Below are 25175 nucleotides of genomic sequence, written 5' to 3' on the forward strand. Positions count from 1 at the left end.
GATTCCTTTATTCTACAAAAAGAAAAAACATGCCTGGTAGCATGTTTTTAAGATTAAGAAATAATAAACCTTAAGTTTTTTGCCGTAATTTACTCAAATACCTAACTGCTTGGTCAAAGGTGTCTACAGGCACAATTTTCATCTTTGTTCCAATATCCTTAGCCGTTTTCACCGCAGCCCGATAATTGGAGTCCGCTGCCCCCTTTTCATTTGGGGCAAAAAAGATTTCTGCCCCTGCTTTGTCAGCAGCAATAATCTTTTGCTCTATCCCACCAATGGGCACCACTATTCCATCAGGAGAAATCGTTCCAGTACCTGCTATTTGATATCCCTTTGTCAAATCCTCTTTTGTAAGCTGGTTATAAATTTCAAGAGAAAACATTAATCCCGCCGATGGACCGCCAATCTCATCTGTATTAATCTTTACATGCGGATTTGTAATAATATCTTTATCATCAACCAGACCAATTCCTACTCCAACCTTAGAAGGATCGTCTTTGAATTTTTTTAAAGCCATTTTTACTTGCCGGGTCTTACCATCCCTTGAATAGGTTAATGAAATGGAATCTCCCACATGCTTTTTTCTGACATAATCAGTAAACTTTTCTGCGGAATCAAATATTTGCCCATCTACTTTAAAAATTTTGTCGCCAGTTTTAAGCTTGCCTTCTGCAGGCATGCCGGGGACCACTTCAAGTATATAGACACCTTTATAACGGTAATGAACAGGAAGCCTCGCCTTATGGAATGCTGTTTCAATCGCATTCTCTTTCGAACCCTCCATCATATGAAGCTGGCGGGCATTGTATTCTTCATCCGTTTCCTTTTTATCTCTTATCATATCGATAGGATAGATTTCCTGATACTTGCTTAACTTTGCCGCAAGATATGAGTATATATTCGCCTGCCCCATCCGGACAGTTGTTAACATGAAACTTCCGCTTTCATCTTGACCGTTCTCCACATTAATAATCGGTTCGAGTTCCTTTGCCATTCCAGGTTTGGACACATAATAAGGCAATGAATAGAACATGGCTGCAATTAAAATAACAGTGATTATAATGAATGGGCGTAAAGAAAACCTGCTGCGCATTTTTAAGCTGTCTCCTCCCATTGCTTGATGACTTTTTTTATTTGATTTATATGCTTCTTTGTTTCTTCTTCTCCCATTTTGATGATTTCTTCAATGTTTGTAAAAGCACGGGAGCTATACGCCTCTACATGGGCCGAATCATTACATCTGAAGCAGCCTCCCTGGTAATTACTAATTCTGTTTGCATAATATCAATGCTTTGCATAATCACATCATAAATGGACGTTATTTCAGCGTTTTTTTTCACCTTTGAAACGTCCACTGCAATCACAATATCAGCACCCATTTCTTTTGCCACTGAAACTGGAACACGGTCAACAACGCCACCATCAACCAGAATCCGTCCATTTAATTTTTCTGGAACAAAGATTCCCGGAATAGAGATACTTGCCCTTACAGCATCTGAAATGGGGCCTTCACGAAAAACCACTTTTTCACCAGTCATTAAGTCTGTCGCAACGACAGCAACCGGAATATCCAGGTCTTGGAGATTTTTTCCGTGTGTAAAAACCTTGATTAATTCCTTTACACGTTTACCGGATATGAATCCCATCTTAGGGACAGTAAAATCAAGATAATATTTTCTTTTAAAAGCTCCTGAAAGTTTATACAAGCGATCCATTTCAATGCCGGCTCCATAAAAACAGCCTACAAGCGCCCCCATGCTGCTGCCAGCGATCAAATCGATCGGGATACCTTCATCTTTTAATACTTTAATGGCACCTAGATGGGCAAAACCTCGGGCTCCGCCTGAACCAAGTGCCAACCCAATCCTCGGTCTCGCCATTATAGTTTCCCCCTAAAAGCGTAAGCGCCTTGTTCAGCCCCGACAAGCTTAAGACGTAACTTGCAGAATGATCCTGCACTCAGGAGAGGTACAGCCTAAGACCTCGAGCTGTAACAATCATCGCTTTAGCAAGCCATGATTGTTACAAGATACTCAAGGAAGCTCATTCGCTGGTGAATCTGGCTAGGCGCTGAAGCTGGACAGTTTTCAAGTTAATTATAGATAGCTCATTCAATCTTATGGTCTAAAATTACTTTCTATGAGTATATTGTTTTATATGAGGACAAGGCAATATCCTATTCTATCATTGTTTTTATGCCTTGGACAGAAAGTTAATCCGAGGAAGGAGGCCCTGTTTAGTGCTTCGTTCAAAATTTAAAACACTTCTCTTAGCCACATCGGTGACGATTATGGCTTCATCGCTGATCTCCTTCCCACAGGAATCATTCGAGGCCTCTATTCGAGGGCTGAATATGTGGTGGGAGATCGTCTTCCCTTCACTTTTGCCATTTTTTATAGTTTCTGAGATGCTAATCGGCTTTGGTGTTGTGAAATTTATAGGCGTTTTGCTCGAACCATTAATGAGGCCGCTATTCAAAGTTCCTGGAGTGGGCGGTTTTGTTTGGGCAATGGGGATGGCTTCCGGTTATCCTTCTGGAGCAAAATTTACAGCAAGACTAAGGCAGGAAGGCCAGTTAACGAGAATAGAGTCAGAGCGGCTCGTTTCTTTTACAAATTCATCTAATCCGCTCTTTATTTTTGGAGCTGTATCGGTTGGATTTTTCAATAATGCCCATTTAGGTATCCTGCTTGCATTATCACATTATCTAGGAAACATTTGCGTTGGTCTAATAATGAGATTTTACGGCAGAGAGGGTTCTAATAAAAGGAATGATCCAAAAACTAAATTTAAAATGAGATCGGCTTTATCCGCACTGCATCAAACAAGAATCAAAGACAACCGCCCAATTGGAAAGCTCCTTGGAGATGCAGTTACATCTTCCATTCAAACGCTATTAATGATTGGAGGATTTATCATTTTATTCTCAGTGATAAACAAACTCCTCTATCATTTACATATAACCGCTCTCCTGGCAAAAGGGGTTGAATTCATTCTTTCTGCCTTGCATTTACCGCAAATATTAAGTATCCCATTCATTTCCGGCCTGTTTGAAATTACACTAGGAAGCCAAATGACAAGCCAGGTTCAGGATGCGACACTTCTGCAGCAAGCGATGATTACGAGCTTTATTTTGGCCTTCAGCGGATTTAGTGTCCAGGCTCAGGTGGCCAGTATCCTCGCGCAAACAGATATCCGCTTCCAGCCTTTTTTCTTTGCGAGAATACTACATGGTTTTTTCGCAAGTTTATTCGCCTTGCTTTTATGGAAGCCAGTATATTTGCATCTCCGCAGCTCTGAGCAGCCATCCAATGCATTGCCTGTCAGCTTTTTCGACCAGGCGGCACATATGAGTACTTTTTATCAAAAAATGATCGCCATAGGACCCATTTTTACAATATCCGCACTTGCGATTTATTTACTTATCCTGACAAAAAGATTGAAGTCATAAAGAAAACTCGCGATTTGGCGAGCCATCTGGGGCGAAGAAAAGGCTTAATTGCCCTTATACTTTCTTATTAGCTGAAAACAGGCCAGAGGAAATCATTCCCTGGCCTGTCTTTTTCTATCGTTCAAATTTTTCGTGCAATGCCTTTTCAACAATCGGAGGAACCAGCTCTGTGATCTTTCCATCGTATTTAGCTACTTCTTTTACAATGCTTGAACTTAAAAATGAGTATTGATTATTTGTCATGATAAAAAATGTTTCGATGTTTTCATTCAATACTCTATTCATTGACGTTATCTGCATTTCATACTCAAAATCCGATACCGCACGAAGGCCGCGGATTATCGCATTTGCATTGACACTTTGAGCATAGTCTATGAGCAGGCCTTGAAATTCATCCACCTTCACATTTTGCAGATCCTTGGTAACATGCTTTATTAAATCCATTCGTTCGTTTACACTAAAAAGCGGATTCTTTGAAGAATTATTTAATACGACAACATACACTTCATCGAATACTTTTGCCCCTCTTCTGATTATATCAAGATGGCCATATGTAATTGGATCAAAACTCCCTGGACAGACAGCTATACTTGCCATTCTGATCCCCCCTTATTCCTCTATAGCTTTACGATAAATAGTAACAGCTATTATTCCATATTTTTCAGTTCTAATTTGCCGCATTTCACCTGCTTCAGCAGGTAAAACCACATCATGGCTGTGTTCACAGACAATGGTACCATCAATGCTTAATAGCGACTGTTCACTTATTTTTTCCAACAGACTAACCAGCTGCTGTTTCTTATAGGGAGGATCCAAGAAAATATAATCAAACTGCAATTCCCTTTTTATCAGTGCTTTTAATGCTCTGTCAGCGTCATTTCTGTATACCTCTGACTGTTCCTCAAACCCACACGCTTTAATATTCTCATGGATGGTCTGGATTGCTTTTGGTTCCCTGTCTATAAAGATAACCTTTTCTAATCCCCTGCTAAGGCCTCTAATCCAAGCCCCCCGCTGCCGGCAAAGAGGTCAAGTCCAGTTCCCCCTTCAAAATAGGGGCCAATCATATTAAAAACCGCTTCTTTCACTTTATCTGTAGTAGGTCTTGTCGTGTTGCCTGGCACCGCTTTCAATGGTCTGCCTTTGCAACTTCCTGAAACCACTCTCATATACATATCACCACAAATCAACAAAATTCTTATTTCTTCATTATCCTATCATAATTTGAAAATACCGCCAAATTGATATGATTGAAAACGAATTTTGACATCTCTACAAACTAAAACAGGCTGTAATAAGGAATGGGCCAACTGTCTAATTGACCCATTCCTTAACATTGCTTTTATTTAATCTCGGAATATTTTTCCAGGGTTTAAAATCCCTTTTGGATCTAATGAATTTTTGATTGACTTCATCACATCCAGGGCTTCACCATGTTCTTTTCGCTGATAACCGGCATTTCCAACACCAACTCCGTGTTCACCTGTACAAGAACCACCTCTGGCAAGGGCGTAATCAACAAGATGCGTATTTAATTGATGTGCTTTTTCTACTTCGACTGGATCGTTTAAATCAATCATTATAATAGTATGGTAATTTCCGTCCCCTACATCGCCAAAATAGCCCCATCTAAACCGATAGCATCCAGCGCGACCCTGGCATCATGGATAGCCCCTTCCAATTCGGAAATAGGAAGGCAAACATCGGTAACCATCATTTTTTTACCTGGAGATTTATGAACGAAAGCGTAAGCCAGATTGTGGCGAACATCCCAAAGCAGGGCACGTGCCTTTGAATCAGTCTCAAACAAAAATTCTTCACATTTTTTGTCTGCGGCTAAAATTTGTGTCAATTCTACATCAGATTGGAGACTTGCTTCACTTCCATGGAATTCCATGAAAAGTGTAGGCTTTTCTGGATAATCGGTATTGTTATAAAGATTCACCTGTTTAATCGATCTGGAATCTATTAATTCAATTCGGGCAATCTGAATTCCCGCAGACAGAATATCAACTACTGTAGAAACCGCTGACTCGATGCTCGGAAACACTGCCCTGGCCGCACTAATTACTTCTGGTATTCCAAAAACTCGAAGCGTCAATTCGGTGAAAACACCTAGCGTTCCTTCAGACCCAACAAAAAGTCCAGTGATATTATATCCAGAAGAAGATTTTGCTGTCATGCTCCCGGTATGGATAATTCGTCCATCGGCGAGAACCACTTCTAAATCTCGAACCTGGTCGCGCATAACACCATATCTTACAGAGGTTGTGCCGCTTGCGTTTGTCGCAGCCATGCCACCAATTGTCGCATCTGCCCCAGGATCAACAGTGAAAAATAATCCATATTTTTTTAACTCCTTATTTAACTGTGACCGTGTCACCCCAGGCTGAACACGTACAAGAAAGTCATTTGGGCGTACCTCTACAATTTGGTTCATAAATTGGAAGTCAAGAGATATCCCCCCATGATAAGGTATTGCATGGCCTTCCAGGCTTGTTCCGAGACCAAATGGGGTAACTGGTACCTGGTTTTCATTTGCAAATTTCAGGATATTGCTTACCTCTTCCGAACTTTTAGGGAATACAACTACATCCGGTAAATGTGGGGTGTGGTAGGATTCATCCTTGCTATGCTGTTCCAATACAGTTGGATTTACCGTTACCTGACTTTCTGGAATGACTCTTTTCAACTCATCTAATAATGTCTCGGAAAATTTCATAGTTCCTCCTATATTTCAAAATAAACACTCCACTTTAATTATAGGTAATATTCAGAATGTTACAACCGATCTAGAACTGGTATTCTTCATTTAACACCTGCGGGTATACGATCAATGAATACTCATTGATTTTTTAAAAAAGGTGTATAAGCTCCTTCAATGTGGAAATAATGTTATTAACAACATCAATTCGAGGATGTTGTTGCCAACCGCGGAGAAGACTTACGTTTCCCCATAAGTTCTTCCTCCGGTTTCTCCTCTCCCTTTGCCTTCTATCCCTAATAAGGATATAGAAGGACCCTGCAGAATTTTCTGCAGGGTTTTTTCTTTTTTATAGGCTGTTTTCGTATTTGTTGCTATTTAAGGAGTAGTTGATTTCCACTCCAGGATGCTTGCTTTCCGCGGGGCGGGCGGTGAGCCTCCTCGGCGCACAGCGCCTGTGGGGTCTCACCTGTCCCGCTGCTCCCGCAGGACGTTGAATCGGCTTCCTAGAATCAACACCGCACGAAGGAAATGCGAGAGCATTTTCGAGGAGCTCGCACCTTCCGCTCCAATCAACTTCTTTTTCAACGATTTGCTTTTAAAAACTTATTTGCAAAACAACAATCTTTTAGAAAACAGCCTTTTTATATGTCTGAAAGGAAAATTTCATCTTTTGTTTCTTTTACATTTACTTTAAAAATTGACTTCAGTCCGTTCAGACTGATATAAATTTTATTATTTTTATTTTCAAATGGGTTTTTTAATAGTCCAAAGGATTGGCCGTTATAAGTAAATATAAGCTGATCAAATTTAAATCGATACAAATTTTGCTTCTTTTTGATTTCGGCTGTCTGCTGTGCGTCAGAGCCATTTACCTTGTAGCCCAACTTCCTCATCGTATCAAAAAATGGAAATAACCTGCTGGATCCAACAGTAAGAATGTCCAAGCTGTTGACTTGCTTGCCGTTAATATACGTTTTGCGCTGTCCTGAAAAGACAAGCGGATTGAATTGTTTTGAGCCCATCGAATTTAAAGTGAAAAAATTGGTGCTTTGGCCGCGAATATTTCCTAACAGCCTATCAAGATCAATCGCGCTTTTTACTTTTTCCTGTTTATTGACTGCTTGCTCAAACCTCTGTATCTCTAAGTGGGTTAGTGAGGAGTGCAGCTCATTTAATGCAAACTTTCCCATTGCTGTCTCTGCAGGTTTTTTTCTGTTCATCGCCGAAAAAAGGTCCACTAACCAGGCTTCCTTTGACAGGAAAGGCACAAACTTTTTGCGATAATAGTTTTCGGACAAAACAGTATCCAGTTCGTCTACATTCATGCTTTTGTTTGTCGTGAACATACCTGGGAGCTGTTTGTTCCCAATTTGGCTGGTATGGATTAAAGAAAGGAATGGTGCATTCCTTACAAATGAACCCTTAACCTTAGTCAATGGCAGCTTTTCTTTTGGGTTTTCAGTATAATAGGTGAACATTGAATTACCAGCTGTTATATAAAGTGTTTTCTTTTGCCAATATAAAGGGACTATCGTCTTCTTTCCTTCAAATACATAATAATCAATTAACTCCATTTTTTTAAAGCCTTTAAGAGGGATGCCTGCTGCCCACGTTCCTCCCCGGCTTCCCGAAGCAATGACTCTTATCTTTGTAGCAGCTATGTCAATATCTCTTAGACTTGCAGACCAGTTTGTTAGTAGTACAGATGGCAGATTCCTCCTAAAAGGCAAGGAATAGCGGATCCGTAAAACTCCCTTTTTAGACTGGTAAGTTTGCGGTATTCCGTCTTTTGAGACACAACCTATTCCGGCCATTTGAATACAGCCCCATTTAATACTTTCAGGTGGTGGAATAATCTGGTATTCTATATTATCTCGCAGGCGACTAAAGGTCTGCGTCACTTGCAATAAGCCGCTTTCTTTTAATTCAACAATCATTTCCTGGCTTGCTTTCACCTTCAATTTATTTTTAGCCGTTTCCTGTCCATTTGAAAAGACGTTCCATTGCCAGTATAGAAGTCCTGCAAGTACAGTAAATAAGGCAATCAACAACTTCAGAAAATTCATTGCCATTTGGTATTCTCCTTCATTCACAATCCTTCTATTACCATATCATGCCTTTATAAAATCGTCACAGAAATTTTGGGAGTTTTTTGCTTCCAGTTTTTATATAATTAAATCATATTAAGACCTTCTCTTCCTCCGGAAAAAATGGTAAGTTATTCGTGATATTAACCAAAAAGGAGAACAATCATTTGATACAGCGTTTTATAGAATTAGGCCAAGGATACTCCGATATATACGAACTAATAGAACTTGCAAAATCGAATCACAGCCGGCTCCAGCATATGATTGCGCTTCACACCGTGATTGAAAAAAAGGCGACTTCTCTGGCCATTATTTTGAAGCCGACTGATCCGGGTAAATTCCAGCCGATTTATATATGCAGGGAAGGAATCCCAAATCCAAACTTACTACCCAACAAAAGGTTTGATTTATTCGCACAAACGGCAGAAGAACTGAACAAAAAAATTATTGAACTGTCGGTTAAACCATCGACAATTTTCCCCGAGAAAGAACTTTTCTACCAGCAGTTAATTGGTATTCTAAGGCTCAACCATTTCTTAGCTCCTTTGCAATAAGCTGCAGAAAGTAAAGAAAAAAGGCGGGGGCTCCGAACCCCCACACCTTTTTAAATTCCCATCTTATAATCATATTCTTTTGCTTTGTCAGGAGCTGAATTTTCAAATTCCATTTTTAAGAAAGGCTTATAGGATGGCTCCACTTTTTTCACAAAAGAATAGGAACTCAATTTCTCCATAATACCTTCTAGATCTTCCTGATTACAATATAGGACCACATATTTCAGTCTCTTTGAGACATAATGAACATTCCCAAAACGCCTTAACATTTTAGCCTGCTTTAACGAATACAGCCATACAACCAAACCCTGTCTCTGACCAAGCATATTGTTTTCCCCTTACCGATTGTTTTTATTAGTCTAGCATATAAAACAACTGAAATTCAATTCTTACATGCAAACTCATATGGGTAAGTTATAAGAAAATAGAGAATGAAGGTGATTAATGTGGACTTAGATGACATTTGGAAAGTGTTTATTAGTCTGCTTCAGTCAAATCAGCTGATTGATCACGCAGATTGGAAAAAAGCTGCTGGAATACCCTTTGTTTATATAAGGCCGAAAATCACAACAGCGCAAACAGCTGTTGAAAAGGCCATTTTGCTCGCATCCTCAAAGGCGATGAAGGGGAAGCAGCTTCACAGCGAAACTTTATTTGTAAGGAGAGAAATTAACCTCCTTGTTTACCGGCATCGTTTTTACGTTCCCCAAAAGAAAATGTTTTGCTGCGGAAATCTTTGCGCTGACTGTGTAAGATTCGATTATGCAAGGTTTTAAAAGAAAATCCTATTCGAAAACTTCGTTTAAAAGAACAAAAGGCGCAAGCGCCCTGGTTAGCCCCGACAGGCATAAGACGAATCATGCAGGAAATCCTGATTTCTGGAGTGATTTGGCTTATGACCCCGAGGGGCTGGGTGCTGGAGCTAGATTAATACAACTTGGAGAAGTTATTCACATCATTTAATTTTATAATTTTCTGGACGAAGAAAAAAACGGCAAAAATTTGCCGTTTTTTTATGCTGAACATCCGCAGCTTCCTCCGGATCCACAGCCTCCGCCGCAGCTCGACATGGTATCGAAGAAAGGATTTCCGGTTGGGACTTTAACTTGCTTTGAGACAGCGCCGCCAATTAGAACGCTGATCTGATTCAATAAATCCTGCATGTCATTTTCCGCTTTTCTAAATTCAGCAACGTAATGATCCAAATCCATTTCCCTTTTTGCTTCCCGGATTTGTGTCATCACTATTTTATAGTCTGGATGGTATTTACCAAAACGCTGAACTTCCTCGTATTGTTCCTTAAGCTTGGCAAAATGGCGGATTTTCCGCTGTGTGCCTTGATTGGATTGCAATTTATATAAACAAATTTGATAATTTTCGGCAATATCTGATTCCATAATCATATGGCTCAAATTTTCGGCATGCTCCAAAAGTTCTATTCTTTCAGATGTAGCAAGCATTCACCCACCTCCATCCATTATTCTACCATGTTTAAAGGGGGAATGCGAAAAAATTCATGTTAACCAGGAACAGCTACTAAAAATTCCTTTTTAAGTCCATAAGGTTCGTTTGTAGGTTTTAATACTTCTAGCATAACCCGATGATTCCCACTTGGCAGCCCTTTTATGATAAAAGCGGCAGCTGTAAATTCCCCTCTTTTCTTTCCATCGACCCAAGCGGCAATTTTACCAATCCTTTTCTTTGTGGGATCGTTCTGGCGGAAAGAAATTCCTGTAACAATACACTCTACAAGCAGATTATTCCCTCTTAGGCCATATTGAACGAAAAAATCATTGTTATTTTCTGCTAGACTCATCGCTGCGGAAATGTCCTTGCTCGAATGAACATTCATTTCTTCAGCCGAAACACTTCTCGGCTCCGGTATATCCCTCTGGCATCCACAAAAAATGCCAAGCATAAAGCCTGACATGATGAAAGAAATCAGTCCCCATTTCAATGTCATCACTCCTTTATGCATGTAGTGTTTGCTATATATATTTTTTTACTCTTTTTATATGTTTAAAAACCCAGATTAACTGCTATTCGAACAATAGGCAGAATGAGCTAATTCCATACAAAAACGCACATCCTCAATTGATGTGCGTTAAGTTAATTTTGATTTTTCATCGACTGAAACATATGGAACATCATGGAGGCCATTTGAACACCGTTTGTAAATTTTTCTACCTGATGTGGCACGGTTCTTTTATAGTGGTGTAAAGAAGCAATCTCCAAAGATTCCAAGTCAAAAGGATTTCTTGAAAGCTTTCTATACCAAATCGGCTGTTCTCTGACAAATTTCTGTAAATCTGTTTTAGTTTCCAAATAATCAATGATTTCTTTTCTCATTTCCAGGTATCCTTTCTATAGTTAGTCTTTCCTGAACATAAAAGGATGTTTTGGACCTTCTGGAGCTTTAGGCTGGCTCGGCTGGCTGTTTCCCTGGAATTGTGAAAGCAGTCCCTGAATGGCCCAAGAGCCTGGCTTGCATTGTTAATATAAACCTGCATTTGTCCTGGATCAATTTTTTTCGCCATACCTGTCAATTGTGACATCCAGTCTCCCTTTTTTTCATCGTCTGCTTCCTTATTTCCGCTTGTTCCTTTCGTGCTATGTTCGGAACGGAAGGCATTCCACTTTTCATCTTCTTCCCCAAGCAGATACCAGTCTTCATAAAGATCCTGCCAGGAGGACTTCCCGCTGCGCACTTCGTTGATTATTTTCGGATTATTTTTCACAAATTCCTTAAACTTCAATACAGATGGGTGCAATTTTTTTTGTTCCATAAATTTTCACCTCTGTTTAATTCATTCACCTATATTACCTTATGATTATGTACGCAGTTGGTGAAAATTCTTTCTGACAATATATAATTTTTATTAATGGACCAATAATGTTAAGATGTCTTATGATATGAATAGAAAGAGGTATTAAAATATGAAAGACCATTTAATCGAGCTTTTCAACGCATGTATCGAAAGCAGCTCCGAAGAAGATCTGCAAGTCCTTCAGCATGTGTTAAAAGGCATACACCATAAGATAAGCGGTAAAAACACCATTTATATTAATAGCTTGCTACATATGGAAAGGAAATTGGAAAATGGCATATGTGAAATAACCATTCCACTAAATCCTTTGCTGAATAATTCATTTGAGATTACCCATGGCGGAATTACAGCCACTTTACTTGATACTGCGATGGGAACACTCGCGAACTCCCAATTATCACCAGGCTTAGGTGCTGTTACGAGCCAATTGGACATCCACTACCTTGCTCCCGGTATAGGGGATTCCATTCAATGCCGAGCTGAACTAATCCATAAGGGAAAAAAGACAATGGTCGTGTTGGGGGAAGCTTTTCGCTCTGATGGCACAAAAATTGCCCATGCAACGGGAAGCTTTATTGTGATTAATACAAACAAAACGGAGGGCCTAAATAGAAATGGTAACTGCGATTGTAATTCCGATCATTTGCCTCTATTTTTTCTGGCTAACAAAAAAAGAAATGAACGAAAGTGAAACCAAATGGCGGAACTTAAGTACCATCAGGGAAGAAGCAATCGTAACAGGAAGAGTTAAGACCATTTCAGAGGAAAGACAAAGGTATTATTATCACAGATATATTTATGTTCAAGAATTGCTTATTCAGACAGATTCGAACCCAATCCGCGTAAAAAAAATAACCCCTTTAACAAAAGATTGCAAAATTGAACCATTTCAAGCCGGTGATGATTACATTTTTTATGGACAATGGAATGAGGGGCATTTTCTATGTAATCGATATATGGAAAGCGGTGCACGGAATGAGATACATAAAAGTAAAAAAGAAGCTTCGCACTAACAAGCGAAGCTTCTTTTCATTATTTGGCCCATTTTTGAATGAAATTTTGGGTATAGTACTTCTGATAAACACCTACACCCAGATGGGTGAAATCCTTGTTTAATAGTGATTCACGGTGCCCTTTACTATTCAGCCAGCCTTCTACTACAGCTGGTCCATCAGTATAATTTGCCGCAATATTTTCGCCAGCTGCCTGAAACACCACTTTTTCAGTTTTCAATCGGTCTGACAGGCTTCCAAATTTCTTAGAGGTATGAGAGAAATCATTATGTTCAAACATGTCTTTACTATGGCGATAAGCAGCTTCAGAAATTTTTTCATCCCACTTTAATGCTTTTAAATTATGGCGGGAACGAAGTACATTCGTTATATCGAAAATTTCTTTTTCCGTACCGTCTTCTATTCCCTTCCACAATGCTTCATCTGGCTGCAAGGGTTCCAGCAATTGGCCCTGTAAGCAAGTTCGTAAGGCCTTTGCTTAACGATGGTTGCAGCGTCTAAAAACCTCACACTTGAGAGGGTTCCAGTAAATTTATCAATATAAAGCTGAACATAAATATCGCCAAGCTGGAGAAGGGCGCGTATTTAAATCCATATCAGTCAATTCGAACCGATAAGTATTTCCACTTATATTAATATCGATATTTGCATTGAAAAACTGAGTATTAAAGATCTCCTCAACTGACTCACCTATTTCAAAAGGAGCCACATTTAAATCCTTCCCCATCGCATAGATGGTTACCACCTTATTATTTTCAACCCCAGCCTGAAGGTAATGCGCATTATCTCCATTGTAAATGTACCAGTCATATCCATATATAGATTTATCAATTCTAAGTGGCTTGCCATATGTTTTTATTAATTCATCTATGTTTTGTCCAATTAGCTTAGAGAGGCCTTCATTGGGCATATCCTGGCGTGAATTAATCTGATTTCCGGACTTTTTCAGAGCTTCAGGCGGCTTCTGGTATACGGAAGAATCTTCTTTTAATAGAACATCCTTCTCTGTATTATCAGTCAGGCTCACATAAAAACCCACCATTAAAAAAATGGCAACCAGAATTAGTATTCTAAAAAGTGTCCGCAGAAGCACCCTCCTCACTAATGTTACTTCTATCAGTATATGTATGATTAAATTTATTATATCATCAATAATATTTCTTTTAATAGAATTTCACTTCAGTAAGGAAAAAATAACACAGATTAACCCATTAAGATTTTAAAATTAAAAAAGGTACCAATTGGTACCTTTTTATCTTAATGCTGTACACCATTATAGTTGGACTCTGAAATCTCTGTTAAAGCTTTCTTTGCCTGGTCATCTGTTAATTGGCGGACAGCAAAATCACCAAGTGCGACGATTCCAATTAATTGTCCATTTTCAACCACTGGCAGCCGGCGAATTTGATGATCTGCCATTAGACGGACAGCTTCCTCACTGGAGGCGTCCGGTGAAATGGTGATTAAATCATTGCTCATAATGTCTTCCACTTTAGTAGAGCCAGGATGCTTTTCAGCTACACCTCTTATTACAATATCACGATCAGTTATCATACCCACCAGCTTATTTTTATCCACAATTGGAACGGCACCAACATTTAATTCTTTCATTTTTACAGCAACCTCGTAAATATTATCGAGTAAAGTACAGCTTTCAACTTTGTCCGTCATTATTTCCCTGATTTTTTCCATATTAAGCAACCTCCAAGTGTATGCTTTCTCTGACATTTACATAGAATTTCCTATTTCAATCCAAAATATTCTTTCTATTTGCAGATCCATCAGCTATTTAATAACCTCATGGGATTTACAATCATGTTTGATTGTATGAATTCATTGCAACTTCAAGCGTTTTCAACTATTATTAAAAATGAATTAAACTTGCTGTAAATCCATTAAAATGGAACACAGGGAAATGGCATTGTTTTAGGAGGGATACGTAATGAAATTAGAAATTAATGAATTTGAAAAGCTCAAGGCAGACCTAAACCGTCTGGATGAGGTAATGCTCGATCATGGATTGGTACGCGAAGGCCAATGGGACTACGAGCGTGTTACATATGACAAAAAATTCGAATTGAAAGAAGGCGTTTTCTACCTTCGAGTAAGAGGCTATGCGGTTGAAGGCGACGTTGGCGCCAATCGTGCAGTCATCCAGCTTATGACTCCGCTTCTTGGTAAACATTATTATCCGCACGGCGTTGAATATGGAGAAGGAGAAAGCTTCCCTTCTTCATTAGTAACCCAATGCAAAAAAATACTTGCCGAAGTCAAAGCAGAAGTTGATAAATTTGCAATATAAGAACAAAAAGGCGCATTTATTGCGTCTTTTGTTTTTTTTGTAGAATATTCAAGAGGACTATATTTACTTTTCGGACGAAAATACCGGTTAGGTCCTTCGTATCGAGAAAGATACGTTTCTGAAAACTTGTAAGTTTTTCAATAATATTCTCTGTCATTTCGATATTCACAAATATATCAACTGACACCGCATTTTCCTTAAAGCATATCCGTACCCCTTTATATGAAATAATATTTTCAGACTTCAACCATACACTGAACTTTTTGTTTTTGGGAGCAAGCGAAAGAAAATCGAATTCACTTAAATTGTAATCAACGATGGCAAATAAAATCCTTGCAACAGCATTTTTTGTGTCGGGTGTTAGATTGGAATTCTCCATCATTTTCACCTCGGCGCTTTTTTGAAGGTTAAAAAAGCAAATTTTGTTGTTTAATCCATTAAATGCATAATATAATTTAATTGTTAATGAATTTATTTCGAATTGCTTTAATGGTTTATAGAGAGGGGTACACCATTGTTCGGTCTTTTTAATAAAAAAAGTTTAATCTATCTTTTAATTATTACGGCTATTGCTATCTTGCTGTATTATATCTTCCCAGTTTCAATACCGCTAATTTTAGCCTTGATTACTGCGATACTTCTGAATCCATTGACCGAAATGTTGGAAATAAAACTTAAATTTAAAAGGCGGAATGCTGTTTTGTCAGTTTTTCTTTCTTTTATGCTTTTAATAGGATTATCAGGTTATTTTATTACAACAAAGGTAGTCACTGAAGCAGTCAAAATTGTCGAAAACGCTCCACAATATATTAATGACCTCAATTCGGCATGGAATAAAGTTCAAAATAGTTATACGCATGCTTCCAGGAACTTGCCTTCAGAGGTTGTAAATGAAATAAGCAAACAAATTAACAGTTTCTTAAACAAACTGAGAGTTGATTTGCTAGCTTATGTTAATATTAATAACTTGAAAATCCTTTTAACGAATATTCCCAGTTACCTTGTTAGCTTCCTTGTTTATCTAATTGCACTATTTTTATTCCTGCTCGATTTGCCAGAGCTTCGAAGGCGGACATATGCCCATCTAACATCAAAGACAGCAGATAAGGTAAATTTTATGACATCCAGGCTGTCCTATGTCGTCTTCGGTTTCTTTAAAGCGCAATTCCTTGTCAGCTTAATTATTTTCATTGTGTCATTGATTGGATTATTAATAATTTCACCTGACACAGCTATCGTATTGTCATTAATTATCTGGGGGATCGATTTTATACCCATTCTCGGCTCAATCATCATTCTTGGTCCATGGTCGCTTTATCTGCTCCTCCTCGGAAATGTTTCGATGGGAACACAGCTGGCCATTTTAGCAGGTATCCTATTAATAATCAGAAGAACAGTCGAACCGAAGGTATTGGGAACACATATGGGGCTTTCACCTTTATCAACTCTCATTGCCATGTATCTCGGCATTAAACTGTTGGGTCTCCTCGGATTCATTATCGGCCCCTTCTCCTGATTCTCTTTACCTCAGCAAGAGAGGCTGGAATCATTAAGCTGAATTTTAAAATTTAGTAAAAGGACCGGGATTAGCCGGTCCTTTTCTATGAATATTATTAGAAAAAATCGTAGAAAAATGGTTTTACTGGCGAAATCATTTTTTCAAGCACATTTACCTCTGACTGTGACCCTTGCAGATAACCCATACTGTAAAGATCTGCTGGCCTTTTATAGCCAAAAAGCATGGCGGTTAAGGCATTTATATTCAGTTTAATTCCTCTTTGCGGCGGTTGTGCGCAAGTACTTCCCGGTTTATTTTTATACACCTTTATTTCCTCATTCCCGATTAAATAGCTGCCATTATTCCAAGGCGCATAGGAATCATCAATATGTAAAAAAATCTGTTCATCTGTGTGGGAAAAGGAGTATTTTTTTAAACACGCTTCAGCATCTACGATCCTTGCCATGAAATAGGGATAAACTTCAGATTTTTGTTTTGGCTGATGTATAAAGTAAGGGAAATGTTCATGGACAGAAACAAGAATGCTTACTTGATCGACCATGGAATCGTGCTGACAGATAAAATTCCACAGCCCCTCTCTTGCTTCTTGATTTAGAGCAGTAATTTCCTGAACATCCATTTTTCTATCGCTTACATTAAAAAGGAGATACCCCGTTGCCTCATGGTTTTCATTATAATAAACTGCCATTTGACTGTCATGATACACTGACAGCTTCCACCATTCCGTTTCTCTGACAAGCATTCCTGAGAATTGTGAAGCGTATTTATCATAAACTTCTTCTATTTCTTTATGATGAGTTTCCTTATCATAACGCTTAACGTAACCACCTGGGTTCCCATGAAACTGTAAATCCTTATTCTCGATTGTTATTTTTTTATTATCAGTGAAAATTTCCCACCCGTAATTTCTATAAAAGGAGATATCAAACGGATGAAGCAGAGATACAATTTCGCCTTCATCTTTCATTTGCTTCAATGCTTCCGTTATTAATGCCTTTACATATCCTTTTCTTCTGTATTCAGGAAAAGTAGCAACACCTGCTATTCCGCCCATTTTCCATTTTTTAGTTGAGACCATTATTTCCAAAGGAATAATATGCAGCTTAGCTGCTAATTGCTCTTCCTCATAAATACCTAATATACGGTGATATTTTAATCTTTCTTTTCTGCCTTCAATATCTTCATCCTTAATCTTATATTGAAAAGCATACATGGATAATTTCATTGAATCGATATATTGTTCCTCAGTTAAATGCTTAATTTCCAAGGTCTTTCCCCCTTAACCATAATCTCTATATACCTTCGCCTAAAAATATCAAATTCCTTCTATTCAATTTTTACTAATAAAAAAACGCCCTTCGATCAAGGCGTTTTTCATGCTTTAAAAACCTAAAATTGCTTTTATTACAGAGGTTGTTTCTCCGCCTCTATAGAAAATATACAGGAGCATGTACACTGCTACGCCCGTAATCGCGGTAAAAAACCAGATTATACTTGTAATACGCCAAGCTTACGATGGATAGACAATTTATTTTTAAATCCAGTAAGCAGCGTCACTATCCCAAAAATAGCGCCTGTTGTTGCTAAAAAGATATGGAAAACCAGGAACACAGTATAATAAATTTTAATATTTGCTGGTCCTCCAAAGGAAGTATTTCCAATAAAAATCGTTCTGCTGGCATAAATCAAAAAGAAAATTAGGGCAAATATTGCAGCAGCAATCATTGTTTTTTTGTGTGCCTGGATGTTTTTCTGGCGTATTTGCCACCATCCAATCGCAACAGTTAGGGCACTCAAGACAATAAATGATGTGCTGATCGTAGGTAATACTGGCAATGAGTAATTCATTAAAAAATTCCTCTCTTTACAGTTATTCAAACATAATTCTAGAATAGTTGGCCTATTTAATCAAATTATTTTCATGAAAAATAAAGAAAACTCGCCGATTGGCGAGCCTTAAGGCGAAGACAGAGGCGAAGTTGCACTTATGCGTTCAGAATTTATTGATATAAATTCTGATTAGCCAAAAAAATCCCCCGGACGAGAGATTTTTGATAAAAATTATTCTACTGCTGAAGGGCTAATATCTTGTGATAGTTCTTGTTCAGACTCTGCCTGGTCCTTTCGGTACCATTCAAAAAATACCTGGCCCAGAATGGTTCCATATACAACTTCCTGTATAACCTTCATTAGGACACCGCCTAATTGCTGATCATGAATTAACGACATCGAATTAAACAGTTCAGGTCCGCTTAAATTAAGGCTTGCCAGTGTTGATGGGGGAACGCATAGCTTCATTGCTTCTCCCCATGCATGAGGGTCTGAAAAGGTTGCATACATAGGTGTATCAGCAAAAATAATCAGCGCACAAGCAGGAGTCAGCAAAATACCATCGGCAAAAATATATCCGACCTTCTTTAAACCATTTAATGTCTGATAATCCGATAATTTATTAACTAAAGGCCACCACATAAAAATGGCAGTTACAAATAACAAGGATGTATAAAAGCCATGAAGCCACATATTCTGCTTTATCGTATCAAAAATCAATGGTATATGGTAAACAGAGAAAAAACCATTGAAAACAATAAGAGCAATAATCGGTTTCGTCATTATCGGAAATACAGTGCGGATGACAGGGAGTCTTAGAACTCCTCTCCACACCCACTGTGGTAATCCCAAAATAATAATGGGAGGAATAACCAAACAGAGAACCGCCATTTGAATCATATGTGCGTAAAACATCAAGTGTCCCATTAAATCCAGTGGCGAACCCTTAATTGCATATAAAATCACAATCCCAGCAGAAAATAAAATTCCCTGTTCAACTGTCAAAGGCTCGTTGCTTTTAAATCTTTTTCTATATCTTACTGTTATAAGAAAATAACCGACAAGGATTAGCAGCAGTACTGAAAGAAAATATGGGCTCCAAAGGGCTTGAAAACCAAAAATATCTAATGTCATAACAGGTTATCACCTCGAAAATTCATGTCTTTATTATAACCCTTAATTGTTTAGGCGGCAAAGGTGCGGACATTTCCATTTATCCCAATTTGTTCCTTGTTTGCGATTTTTTAAACAAAAAGAAAATCGGCATTAAGCCGATTTTCACATTTCTTACCACCAAATAATTGTCGTAAAAGTCAGCACAGTTATCAATCCGACAACGAGACCGGAATAAAGGAATAATGCTGGAGCTTCATGACCTTTTTGGTTCATATGCATGAAGTAATATAACTGAAAAATCACCTGCACTATAGCTAAAAGGATTATAACTGGAACTGTAAACCATGCAGTGAATCCTTCAATCGCAACCGTTGCGAATGCGATAAGTGTCAGGAATATCATCAAAGCAAAGGATACAACCTGATAGCGCATTTCTTCAGCACTTTTTTTGCGTCGATATTCAATGTCAACTCTAGGGTTACCTGAATTTAATTGTTGACTAGCCATCAGTTTATCCCACCATTCCCATTAAATAGACTACTGTAAAGATAAATACCCAAACAACGTCAATAAAGTGCCAGTATAAGCTAAATACATAGAATTTAGGCGCGTTGTAAAGGTTTAAACCTCGTTTAGAGTTTCTAAACATTAATGTCAGACACCATAATAAACCAAAAGCAACGTGGCCACCATGGAAACCAACCAATGTGTAGAACGCAGATCCAAATGCGCTGCTTGTAAACGTATGGTGAAAATGATGAACATAATGGTTGAATTCGTAAATCTCCAAGCCAAGGAATCCAGCACCTAAAAGAACTGTAAGTCCAAGCCATATCATCATTTTCTTAAACGCAAAGTTTTTCATGTGGTACATTGCGTAAACGCTTGTTAATGAGCTAGTCAATAACAGCATCGTCGCAGCAAATGTAAGCGGCAGTTCAAACAGGTCCTTTGCAAGCGCCTGGTTTGTATTCGGAACCTTATCCTTTAATGCAAGATAGGTTGCAAAGAGAGAAGCGAATAGAACAGTCTCTCCCCCTAAGAATAACCAAAAACCTAAGAATTTATTTTTTGCTTCAAGGGTAGCCTTTTCAGGCGAAGCAGGCCATGTTTCATACGTGAATTTTTCTTCAGCGTGCATTATGCCTTTACCCCCTTTTCGTTTTCTTCAAGCAAGTCTTCTTTATGGATATGGAAACCGTGATCATCTTTAACCGATCTTACAAACATAGATCCAAAAGTTACTGCCAATCCAAAAATCAATACTGGAAGTCCCCATGTATGGTCATGATGATACATTGCGCCAAATGCAGCAATGAATAGTCCAAGTGATATCATAAATGGAATGAAAGACGAGTTTGGCATATGGATATCGCCAAGCGGCTCTGCCGGTGTCATTGCTTTCTTGCCTTCCATTTTTTCAAGCCAGTAAGCATCTAAACCGCGGACAAGCGGAAGCTGCTTGAAATTATAGAATGGAGGCGGAGAAGCAATGGCCCATTCAAGCGTTCTTCCGTCGCCCCATGGATCGTTTCCAACTCTAACATTTTTAACAGATGTCATGATGATATTGAACAATAGAACAATAACACCAGCAGCCATAAAGAACGCTCCAACAGTACTTACCATATTGGCTGTTTCAAAGCCCTGACCTGGTAGGTAAGTAAATACACGACGCGGCATCCCCCATAAACCTAGGAAATGCTGGATAAAGAAGGTTAAATGGAAGCCAATAAGGAAAAGCCAGAAGGTAATTTTCCCAAGTGTTTCGTTCAACATTGTTCCAAACATTTTAGGCCAATACAAATGTGTACCGGCTAGCAATGCCAATACCACACCACCAACGATAACGTAATGGAAGTGGGCAACAACGAAATAGCTGTCATGATACTGGTAATCGGCTGCAGCAGAAGCAAGCATAACACCAGTTACCCCACCTGCTACGAAAGAAGGAATAAAGGAAACCGCATAAAGCATAGGCGTTGTAAATTTAACGCTTCCTCCCCACATCGTAAACAGCCAGTTAAAGATTTTAATACCTGTTGGTACACCAATTGCCATCGTTGCTACCGCAAAAATTGCATTGGCAACAGGTCCTAAACCAGTTGTAAACATATGGTGAGCCCATACCATGAATCCTAGGAAACCAATCAATACGAGCGCGAAAACCATGGATGAATAACCGAATAAACGCTTACGCGAGAAAATCGCGAATATTTCAGAAAAAATACCGAATGCAGGAAGTATTAAAATGTAAACTTCAGGGTGTCCGAAGATCCAGAATAAATGCTCCCAGATTACAGTGTTTCCTCCCATTGTTACTTCGAAGAAATTAGCTCCGAATAAACGGTCAAACGACATAAGCACTAGCCCTACAGTTAATGGAGGGAAAGCGAATAGAATTAGGGCTGATGTAACAAACGTTGCCCATGTAAACAACGGCATACGCATATAAGTCATGCCCGGAGCACGCATATTAATGATTGTTACTAGGAAATTGATACCCCCGATTAATGTACCAAAACCTGAAATTTGCAAACCTAACACGTAAAAATCAATACCATGTCCTTTGGATGCGACTGCCAGTGACGCATAAGAAGTCCAGCCAGCATCCGGAGCGCCTCCTAAAAACCATGAAAGGTTAAGAAATACTCCTCCAAAGAAAAATAACCAAAACCCTAATGCGTTAACAAATGGGAATGCTACGTCCCGTGCTCCTATTTGCAATGGCATTACAGCATTCATGAACGCAAAGACAAGCGGCATCGCTGCCAGGAATATCATTGTCGTTCCGTGCATTGTAAGAATTTCATTATATAACCCGGCACTTACGAAGTCATTGTTTGGTACAGCAAGCTGTATCCGGATAAACATTGCTTCCAATCCGCCAACGACGAAGAAAAATCCGCCGGCAATAAGATATAGGATGGCGATTTTCTTATGGTCAACAGTTGTTAGAAAGTCCCAGATCGTTGCGCCAAATCCTTGTTTCTTAGCATAGGTACTCACAATTTTACCTCCCTTTCAACCAATTCCCCTATTATTGCTGAACTTTTAATCCCATTAAGTATTCAGCTAAAGCGTTTAACTCTTCATCAGACATGTCCGGATATTTACCTGCCATTTTATTGCCTGGTTTGAATGATTCAGGATTCTTAATCCAATTCTTTAAATCCTTTTTTGTATGAGGCAGAATACCAGCTACACGTGAACGTTCCCCAAAGTTGGTAAGGTTCGGTGCTACACGGCCTGCTTCAGGTGTTTTGTTTGATGGTGTCACTGCGTGGCAGCCAATACAGCTCTTGTTGAAAATTGCCTGTCCTTGCTGTGCAAGCTCCGAAGTCGCTTCCTGTGGCTTATTGACAGCTTGCATTGATTTTACCCATCCATTGAACTGAGTACGGTCAATCGCTTTTACTTTGAAATCCATTAAAGCATGTGATGGTCCGCAAAGCTCTGCGCATTTTCCGTAAAACAGGTTCCCAGCTTCGTTCGCCTTTTGATTATCGAATTCGAGCCAGAATTTGTTTACATTTTCCGGGTTCGTATCCAACTTACCTCCAACTGCAGGAATCCAGAAAGAGTGTTTTACATCGGAAGATTTTAAATTAAAGTATACTTTTTCATTTGTTGGTACTACTAGCTCCTGGCTTGTAACAAGGCCAAGATCCGGATATTCAAATTCCCACCAATAAAGATTAGAGCGTACATTGACTACAAGCACATTTCTTTTCCCATGGGAATCCTTCTTTTCACTTGGGGACACATCCGCAAGTTTAAAGGTTGCTGCTACAGTTGGAACAGCAAGAATTAGAAGTAATAAAATAGGAATAACAGTCCAGATGATCTCTAACTTGTGGTTTCCTTCCACTTGTTTAGGAATCATTTTTTCGTCTTTTCTTCTGAAACGGAAAAGAATCAATAAGAAGATAACGGTTACAACAACAATAACCCCAACCATAATAAGTGTACTTAACTTCATCAATCCGTATTGCAATTCTGCAACATCGCCGGCAGGATTTAACGTGGATAAATACGGTTTTCCTTGCTCACAGCCGGAAAGCACTAGCGCTAAGACCGCAAACAACGGGACAAAACGCCATTTTGCAAGCTTCTTCATAGCTTAATCAAACCCCTCTTTCACTAATGATTTCTTGTAATGCAATGATCAAATGAATATATTGATGATAAATTCTTCCCGAAGATTCCTAATCGGGAAGAATCTATTGGCAAAACTATAAAAGTGTGACAATTACCATCGCTACAAACATAATCGTCAAATATTGCAATGAGTATACAAACATCAGTTTTGCCCACTTTATATCATCTTTGATCTTATATCCATAAATCCCTAAAGCCAGCCAACCTAAGTTCAAAACGGTCGCCAGAATTAGAAATGGGATTCCTAAAGAAGGAAGGAAAAATGGTATTGGGAGCAATGCAGCTACCCATAGCACAATGTGCCTTTTTGTCGTTTTGAATCCTTTTACTACAGGCAGCATTGGAATTCCCGCTGCGCGGTATTCCTCTACTCTTCTCATTGCCAATGCATAAAAATGCGGTGGCTGCCAAGCAAACATCAATAAAAAAAGGATCCATGCCATCATATCAAGATTTCCATCAACTGCAGCCCAGCCAATCAGAGGAGGAACAGCTCCAGAAATACTCCCGATAATTGTATTGGAAACAAGCTGGCGCTTCGACCACATCGTATAAAGAACGACATAACTAAAAACACCTATAAGTCCAATAACCGTTGCAGTCCAGGTAGTAAGGGATAAAAATAATGTTCCTAATACGATAAGAAAGATTCCGAGAAGCAAGACTCTGGAAGGATTTATTTTACCTGTAACAGTAGGTCTAGCTTTTGTTCTTTCCATCAAAGGATCGATATCCCGATCATAATAATTGTTGATACTGCAAGAACCGGCAATAATTAATGATGAACCCATCAGTGTAAAGAAAATGATATCCAGATTACCCAGAAAACGCTGGCCGCTAAAATGAAGTGCCAACCATAAACCCGTAAAGGTTGTTATCAAATTGGAATTTACTATTCCAATTTTGATAAGTGCCAGGAAGTCTTTCAATGCATTTGTTTCTTCTATTTGGAGGCCGGCGGGACCATTTTCCATGGCCGCGTCACTTAAAGCCTTCGAATTGGACATTCTAATTCCTCCTATTCATTTATCACAAAGAGACAACTTGAAACATGCATTTAAGAAGAAAATGCTATTATATACAGTTTTATTTGTTTCCACTGTAATAAAATTGTTAAATGTCGATATAAAAAAACATATGATAAAACTAACACTTTCTCTGTATATTAAATCACACTTTTGATCTTTTTTGTGAACTTTTTTTGTATAATTTTCAAATGAAATAATGATAAAGTATCGCAGCCTGTTTTTATTCCAGCTATGTAGGAGACATTTTAAAGCCAATAAAATAAAACGAGAAAAGACTCATATTAGGCAAAGGGTTAAATCAAATTATCTCGCCCATAAAATGGCAATAAAAAAATGACTAAGTTAGTCCTCTTACATTTCTACCATTTTTCCCCGTTGATTTCAACTTATTTCACTATAACAATAGTGAAAACCTCTAAGTTATTTAAAAGATGAAAATTCTTTAAATATTAATCTAAATAAACTTGCAGAAAACTGTTCTTTTTTGTCATTATTCGTTATGATGAATAAGGGATTTTTCTAAATCCACATCCATTTAATTATACTGTCAAGTTTATCCTTTGACAAATGATTGAACTA

The 25175-nt window shown here is 38.6% G+C and carries 24 protein-coding genes and 6 pseudogenes; 7 read left to right on the top strand and 23 right to left on the bottom strand.

The window, feature by feature from the left end; translation table 11 throughout:
- Nucleotides 1-70: 70 nt before the first annotated feature.
- Together RCG23_RS04835 and RCG23_RS04840 are read right to left on the bottom strand one after the other, a co-directional pair.
- Nucleotides 71-1093, bottom strand: a complete 1023-nt coding sequence (locus RCG23_RS04835; RefSeq protein WP_308178804.1) for a SepM family pheromone-processing serine protease — start codon at nt 1091-1093, stop codon at nt 71-73.
- Nucleotides 1094-1095: 2 nt separating this feature from the next.
- A pseudogene (locus RCG23_RS04840) lies at nt 1096-1880 on the bottom strand (patatin-like phospholipase family protein).
- 359 nt (nt 1881-2239) lie between these two features.
- Between RCG23_RS04840 and ylbJ the strand changes: the two are divergent.
- Nucleotides 2240-3451: a sporulation integral membrane protein YlbJ gene (gene ylbJ / locus RCG23_RS04845; RefSeq protein WP_308178805.1), complete on the top strand. Its 1212-nt coding sequence runs from the start codon at nt 2240-2242 to the stop codon at nt 3449-3451.
- A gap of 114 nt (nt 3452-3565) precedes the next feature.
- Here the strand turns inward: ylbJ and coaD are convergent, their stop codons facing one another.
- From coaD to RCG23_RS04865, 4 genes and pseudogenes are all read right to left on the bottom strand, one after another.
- On the bottom strand, nt 3566-4048 hold the full coding sequence (coaD, locus tag RCG23_RS04850; RefSeq protein ID WP_308178806.1) for a pantetheine-phosphate adenylyltransferase: 483 nt from the start codon (nt 4046-4048) through the stop codon (nt 3566-3568).
- Between the two features lie 12 nt (nt 4049-4060).
- A pseudogene (gene rsmD / locus RCG23_RS04855) lies at nt 4061-4620 on the bottom strand (16S rRNA (guanine(966)-N(2))-methyltransferase RsmD).
- A gap of 177 nt (nt 4621-4797) precedes the next feature.
- Nucleotides 4798-6173 (bottom strand): annotated as a pseudogene (locus RCG23_RS04860) (FAD-binding oxidoreductase).
- Nucleotides 6174-6799: 626 nt separating this feature from the next.
- The gene (locus tag RCG23_RS04865; protein ID WP_308178807.1) at nt 6800-8230 is read right to left on the bottom strand and encodes a stalk domain-containing protein; all 1431 of its coding nucleotides are present in this window, start codon (nt 8228-8230) and stop codon (nt 6800-6802) included.
- 182 nt (nt 8231-8412) lie between these two features.
- Here RCG23_RS04865 and RCG23_RS04870 point away from each other — a divergent pair, with 182 nt between their 5' ends.
- The gene (locus tag RCG23_RS04870; RefSeq protein WP_308178808.1) at nt 8413-8799 is read left to right on the top strand and encodes a DUF7147 family protein; all 387 of its coding nucleotides are present in this window, start codon (nt 8413-8415) and stop codon (nt 8797-8799) included.
- Between the two features lie 50 nt (nt 8800-8849).
- Here RCG23_RS04870 and RCG23_RS04875 read toward each other — a convergent pair whose 3' ends face one another.
- Nucleotides 8850-9125: a YlbG family protein gene (locus RCG23_RS04875; protein WP_308178809.1), complete on the bottom strand. Its 276-nt coding sequence runs from the start codon at nt 9123-9125 to the stop codon at nt 8850-8852.
- A gap of 120 nt (nt 9126-9245) precedes the next feature.
- Between RCG23_RS04875 and RCG23_RS04880 the strand changes: the two genes are divergently transcribed.
- The gene (locus RCG23_RS04880) at nt 9246-9575 is read left to right on the top strand and encodes a hypothetical protein (protein WP_308178810.1); all 330 of its coding nucleotides are present in this window, start codon (nt 9246-9248) and stop codon (nt 9573-9575) included.
- A gap of 237 nt (nt 9576-9812) precedes the next feature.
- Here RCG23_RS04880 and RCG23_RS04885 read toward each other — a convergent pair whose 3' ends face one another.
- The 4 genes from RCG23_RS04885 to RCG23_RS04900 all read right to left on the bottom strand — a co-directional run bounded on the left by RCG23_RS04885 (nt 9813) and on the right by RCG23_RS04900 (nt 11585).
- Nucleotides 9813-10259: a YlbF/YmcA family competence regulator gene (locus RCG23_RS04885; RefSeq protein WP_308178811.1), complete on the bottom strand. Its 447-nt coding sequence runs from the start codon at nt 10257-10259 to the stop codon at nt 9813-9815.
- 59 nt (nt 10260-10318) lie between these two features.
- Complete coding sequence (locus RCG23_RS04890; RefSeq protein WP_308178812.1) at nt 10319-10756, bottom strand: hypothetical protein; 438 nt, start codon at nt 10754-10756, stop codon at nt 10319-10321.
- A 152-nt stretch (nt 10757-10908) separates the two neighbouring features.
- Nucleotides 10909-11148: a YlbE-like family protein gene (locus RCG23_RS04895; RefSeq protein WP_308178813.1), complete on the bottom strand. Its 240-nt coding sequence runs from the start codon at nt 11146-11148 to the stop codon at nt 10909-10911.
- Nucleotides 11145-11585 (bottom strand): YlbD family protein, encoded by a 441-nt coding sequence (locus tag RCG23_RS04900; RefSeq protein WP_308178814.1) that lies wholly within the window; start codon nt 11583-11585, stop codon nt 11145-11147. Before RCG23_RS04900 ends, RCG23_RS04895 begins: the two co-directional genes overlap by 4 nt.
- A 151-nt stretch (nt 11586-11736) precedes the next feature.
- Here RCG23_RS04900 and RCG23_RS04905 point away from each other — a divergent pair, with 151 nt between their 5' ends.
- Together RCG23_RS04905 and RCG23_RS04910 are read left to right on the top strand one after the other, a co-directional pair.
- Entirely contained in the window at nt 11737-12318 is a 582-nt protein-coding gene (locus tag RCG23_RS04905; protein WP_308178815.1) for a PaaI family thioesterase, read from the top strand.
- Nucleotides 12305-12640, top strand: coding sequence for a hypothetical protein (locus RCG23_RS04910; RefSeq protein ID WP_308178816.1), 336 nt, complete (start codon nt 12305-12307; stop codon nt 12638-12640). The genes RCG23_RS04905 and RCG23_RS04910 overlap by 14 nt, the downstream gene beginning before the upstream one ends.
- Before the next feature lie 19 nt (nt 12641-12659).
- Here the strand turns inward: RCG23_RS04910 and RCG23_RS04915 are convergent, their stop codons facing one another.
- The 3 genes and pseudogenes from RCG23_RS04915 to RCG23_RS04925 form a co-directional block, all read right to left on the bottom strand.
- On the bottom strand, nt 12660-13085 hold the full coding sequence (locus RCG23_RS04915; protein WP_308178817.1) for a CAP domain-containing protein: 426 nt from the start codon (nt 13083-13085) through the stop codon (nt 12660-12662).
- Nucleotides 13040-13682, bottom strand: a pseudogene (locus tag RCG23_RS04920) (CAP-associated domain-containing protein). The gene RCG23_RS04915 and the pseudogene RCG23_RS04920 overlap by 46 nt, the downstream one beginning before the upstream one ends.
- Nucleotides 13683-13897: 215 nt before the next feature.
- On the bottom strand, nt 13898-14332 hold the full coding sequence (locus tag RCG23_RS04925) for a CBS domain-containing protein (RefSeq protein ID WP_308178819.1): 435 nt from the start codon (nt 14330-14332) through the stop codon (nt 13898-13900).
- A gap of 250 nt (nt 14333-14582) precedes the next feature.
- Between RCG23_RS04925 and RCG23_RS04930 the strand changes: the two genes are divergently transcribed.
- Entirely contained in the window at nt 14583-14942 is a 360-nt protein-coding gene (locus tag RCG23_RS04930) for a YugN family protein (RefSeq protein WP_308178820.1), read from the top strand.
- A gap of 16 nt (nt 14943-14958) precedes the next feature.
- Here RCG23_RS04930 and RCG23_RS04935 read toward each other — a convergent pair whose 3' ends face one another.
- Nucleotides 14959-15324, bottom strand: coding sequence for an Asp23/Gls24 family envelope stress response protein (locus RCG23_RS04935; protein ID WP_308178821.1), 366 nt, complete (start codon nt 15322-15324; stop codon nt 14959-14961).
- A gap of 132 nt (nt 15325-15456) precedes the next feature.
- Here RCG23_RS04935 and ytvI point away from each other — a divergent pair.
- Nucleotides 15457-16514, top strand: a pseudogene (gene ytvI, locus RCG23_RS04940) (sporulation integral membrane protein YtvI).
- 41 nt (nt 16515-16555) lie between these two features.
- Here the strand turns inward: ytvI and eis are convergent.
- From eis to cyoE, 8 genes and pseudogenes are all read right to left on the bottom strand, one after another.
- Entirely contained in the window at nt 16556-17728 is a 1173-nt protein-coding gene (gene eis, locus RCG23_RS04945; protein WP_308178822.1) for a GNAT family N-acetyltransferase, read from the bottom strand.
- 114 nt (nt 17729-17842) lie between these two features.
- Nucleotides 17843-18309, bottom strand: a pseudogene (locus RCG23_RS04950) (DUF420 domain-containing protein).
- Nucleotides 18310-18522: 213 nt separating this feature from the next.
- A complete protein-coding gene (gene ctaG / locus RCG23_RS04955) occupies nt 18523-19425 on the bottom strand; it encodes a cytochrome c oxidase assembly factor CtaG (RefSeq protein ID WP_308178823.1) in 903 nt (300 codons plus the stop codon).
- 153 nt (nt 19426-19578) lie between these two features.
- On the bottom strand, nt 19579-19914 hold the full coding sequence (gene ctaF / locus RCG23_RS04960; RefSeq protein ID WP_308178824.1) for a cytochrome c oxidase subunit IVB: 336 nt from the start codon (nt 19912-19914) through the stop codon (nt 19579-19581).
- A 4-nt stretch (nt 19915-19918) separates the two neighbouring features.
- Nucleotides 19919-20548: a cytochrome (ubi)quinol oxidase subunit III gene (locus tag RCG23_RS04965; RefSeq protein ID WP_308178825.1), complete on the bottom strand. Its 630-nt coding sequence runs from the start codon at nt 20546-20548 to the stop codon at nt 19919-19921.
- Nucleotides 20548-22416: a cytochrome c oxidase subunit I gene (gene ctaD, locus RCG23_RS04970; protein ID WP_308178826.1), complete on the bottom strand. Its 1869-nt coding sequence runs from the start codon at nt 22414-22416 to the stop codon at nt 20548-20550. The genes RCG23_RS04965 and ctaD overlap by 1 nt, the downstream gene beginning before the upstream one ends.
- Nucleotides 22417-22447: 31 nt before the next feature.
- Nucleotides 22448-23527 (bottom strand): cytochrome c oxidase subunit II, encoded by a 1080-nt coding sequence (gene coxB / locus RCG23_RS04975; RefSeq protein ID WP_308178827.1) that lies wholly within the window; start codon nt 23525-23527, stop codon nt 22448-22450.
- 115 nt (nt 23528-23642) lie between these two features.
- On the bottom strand, nt 23643-24575 hold the full coding sequence (gene cyoE, locus RCG23_RS04980; RefSeq protein WP_308178828.1) for a heme o synthase: 933 nt from the start codon (nt 24573-24575) through the stop codon (nt 23643-23645).
- Nucleotides 24576-25175: the final 600 nt, after the last annotated feature.

It is taken from the genome of Neobacillus sp. PS3-34 (assembly GCF_030915465.1).
In the GTDB taxonomy this organism is placed as follows: domain Bacteria; phylum Bacillota; class Bacilli; order Bacillales; family Cytobacillaceae; genus Neobacillus_A.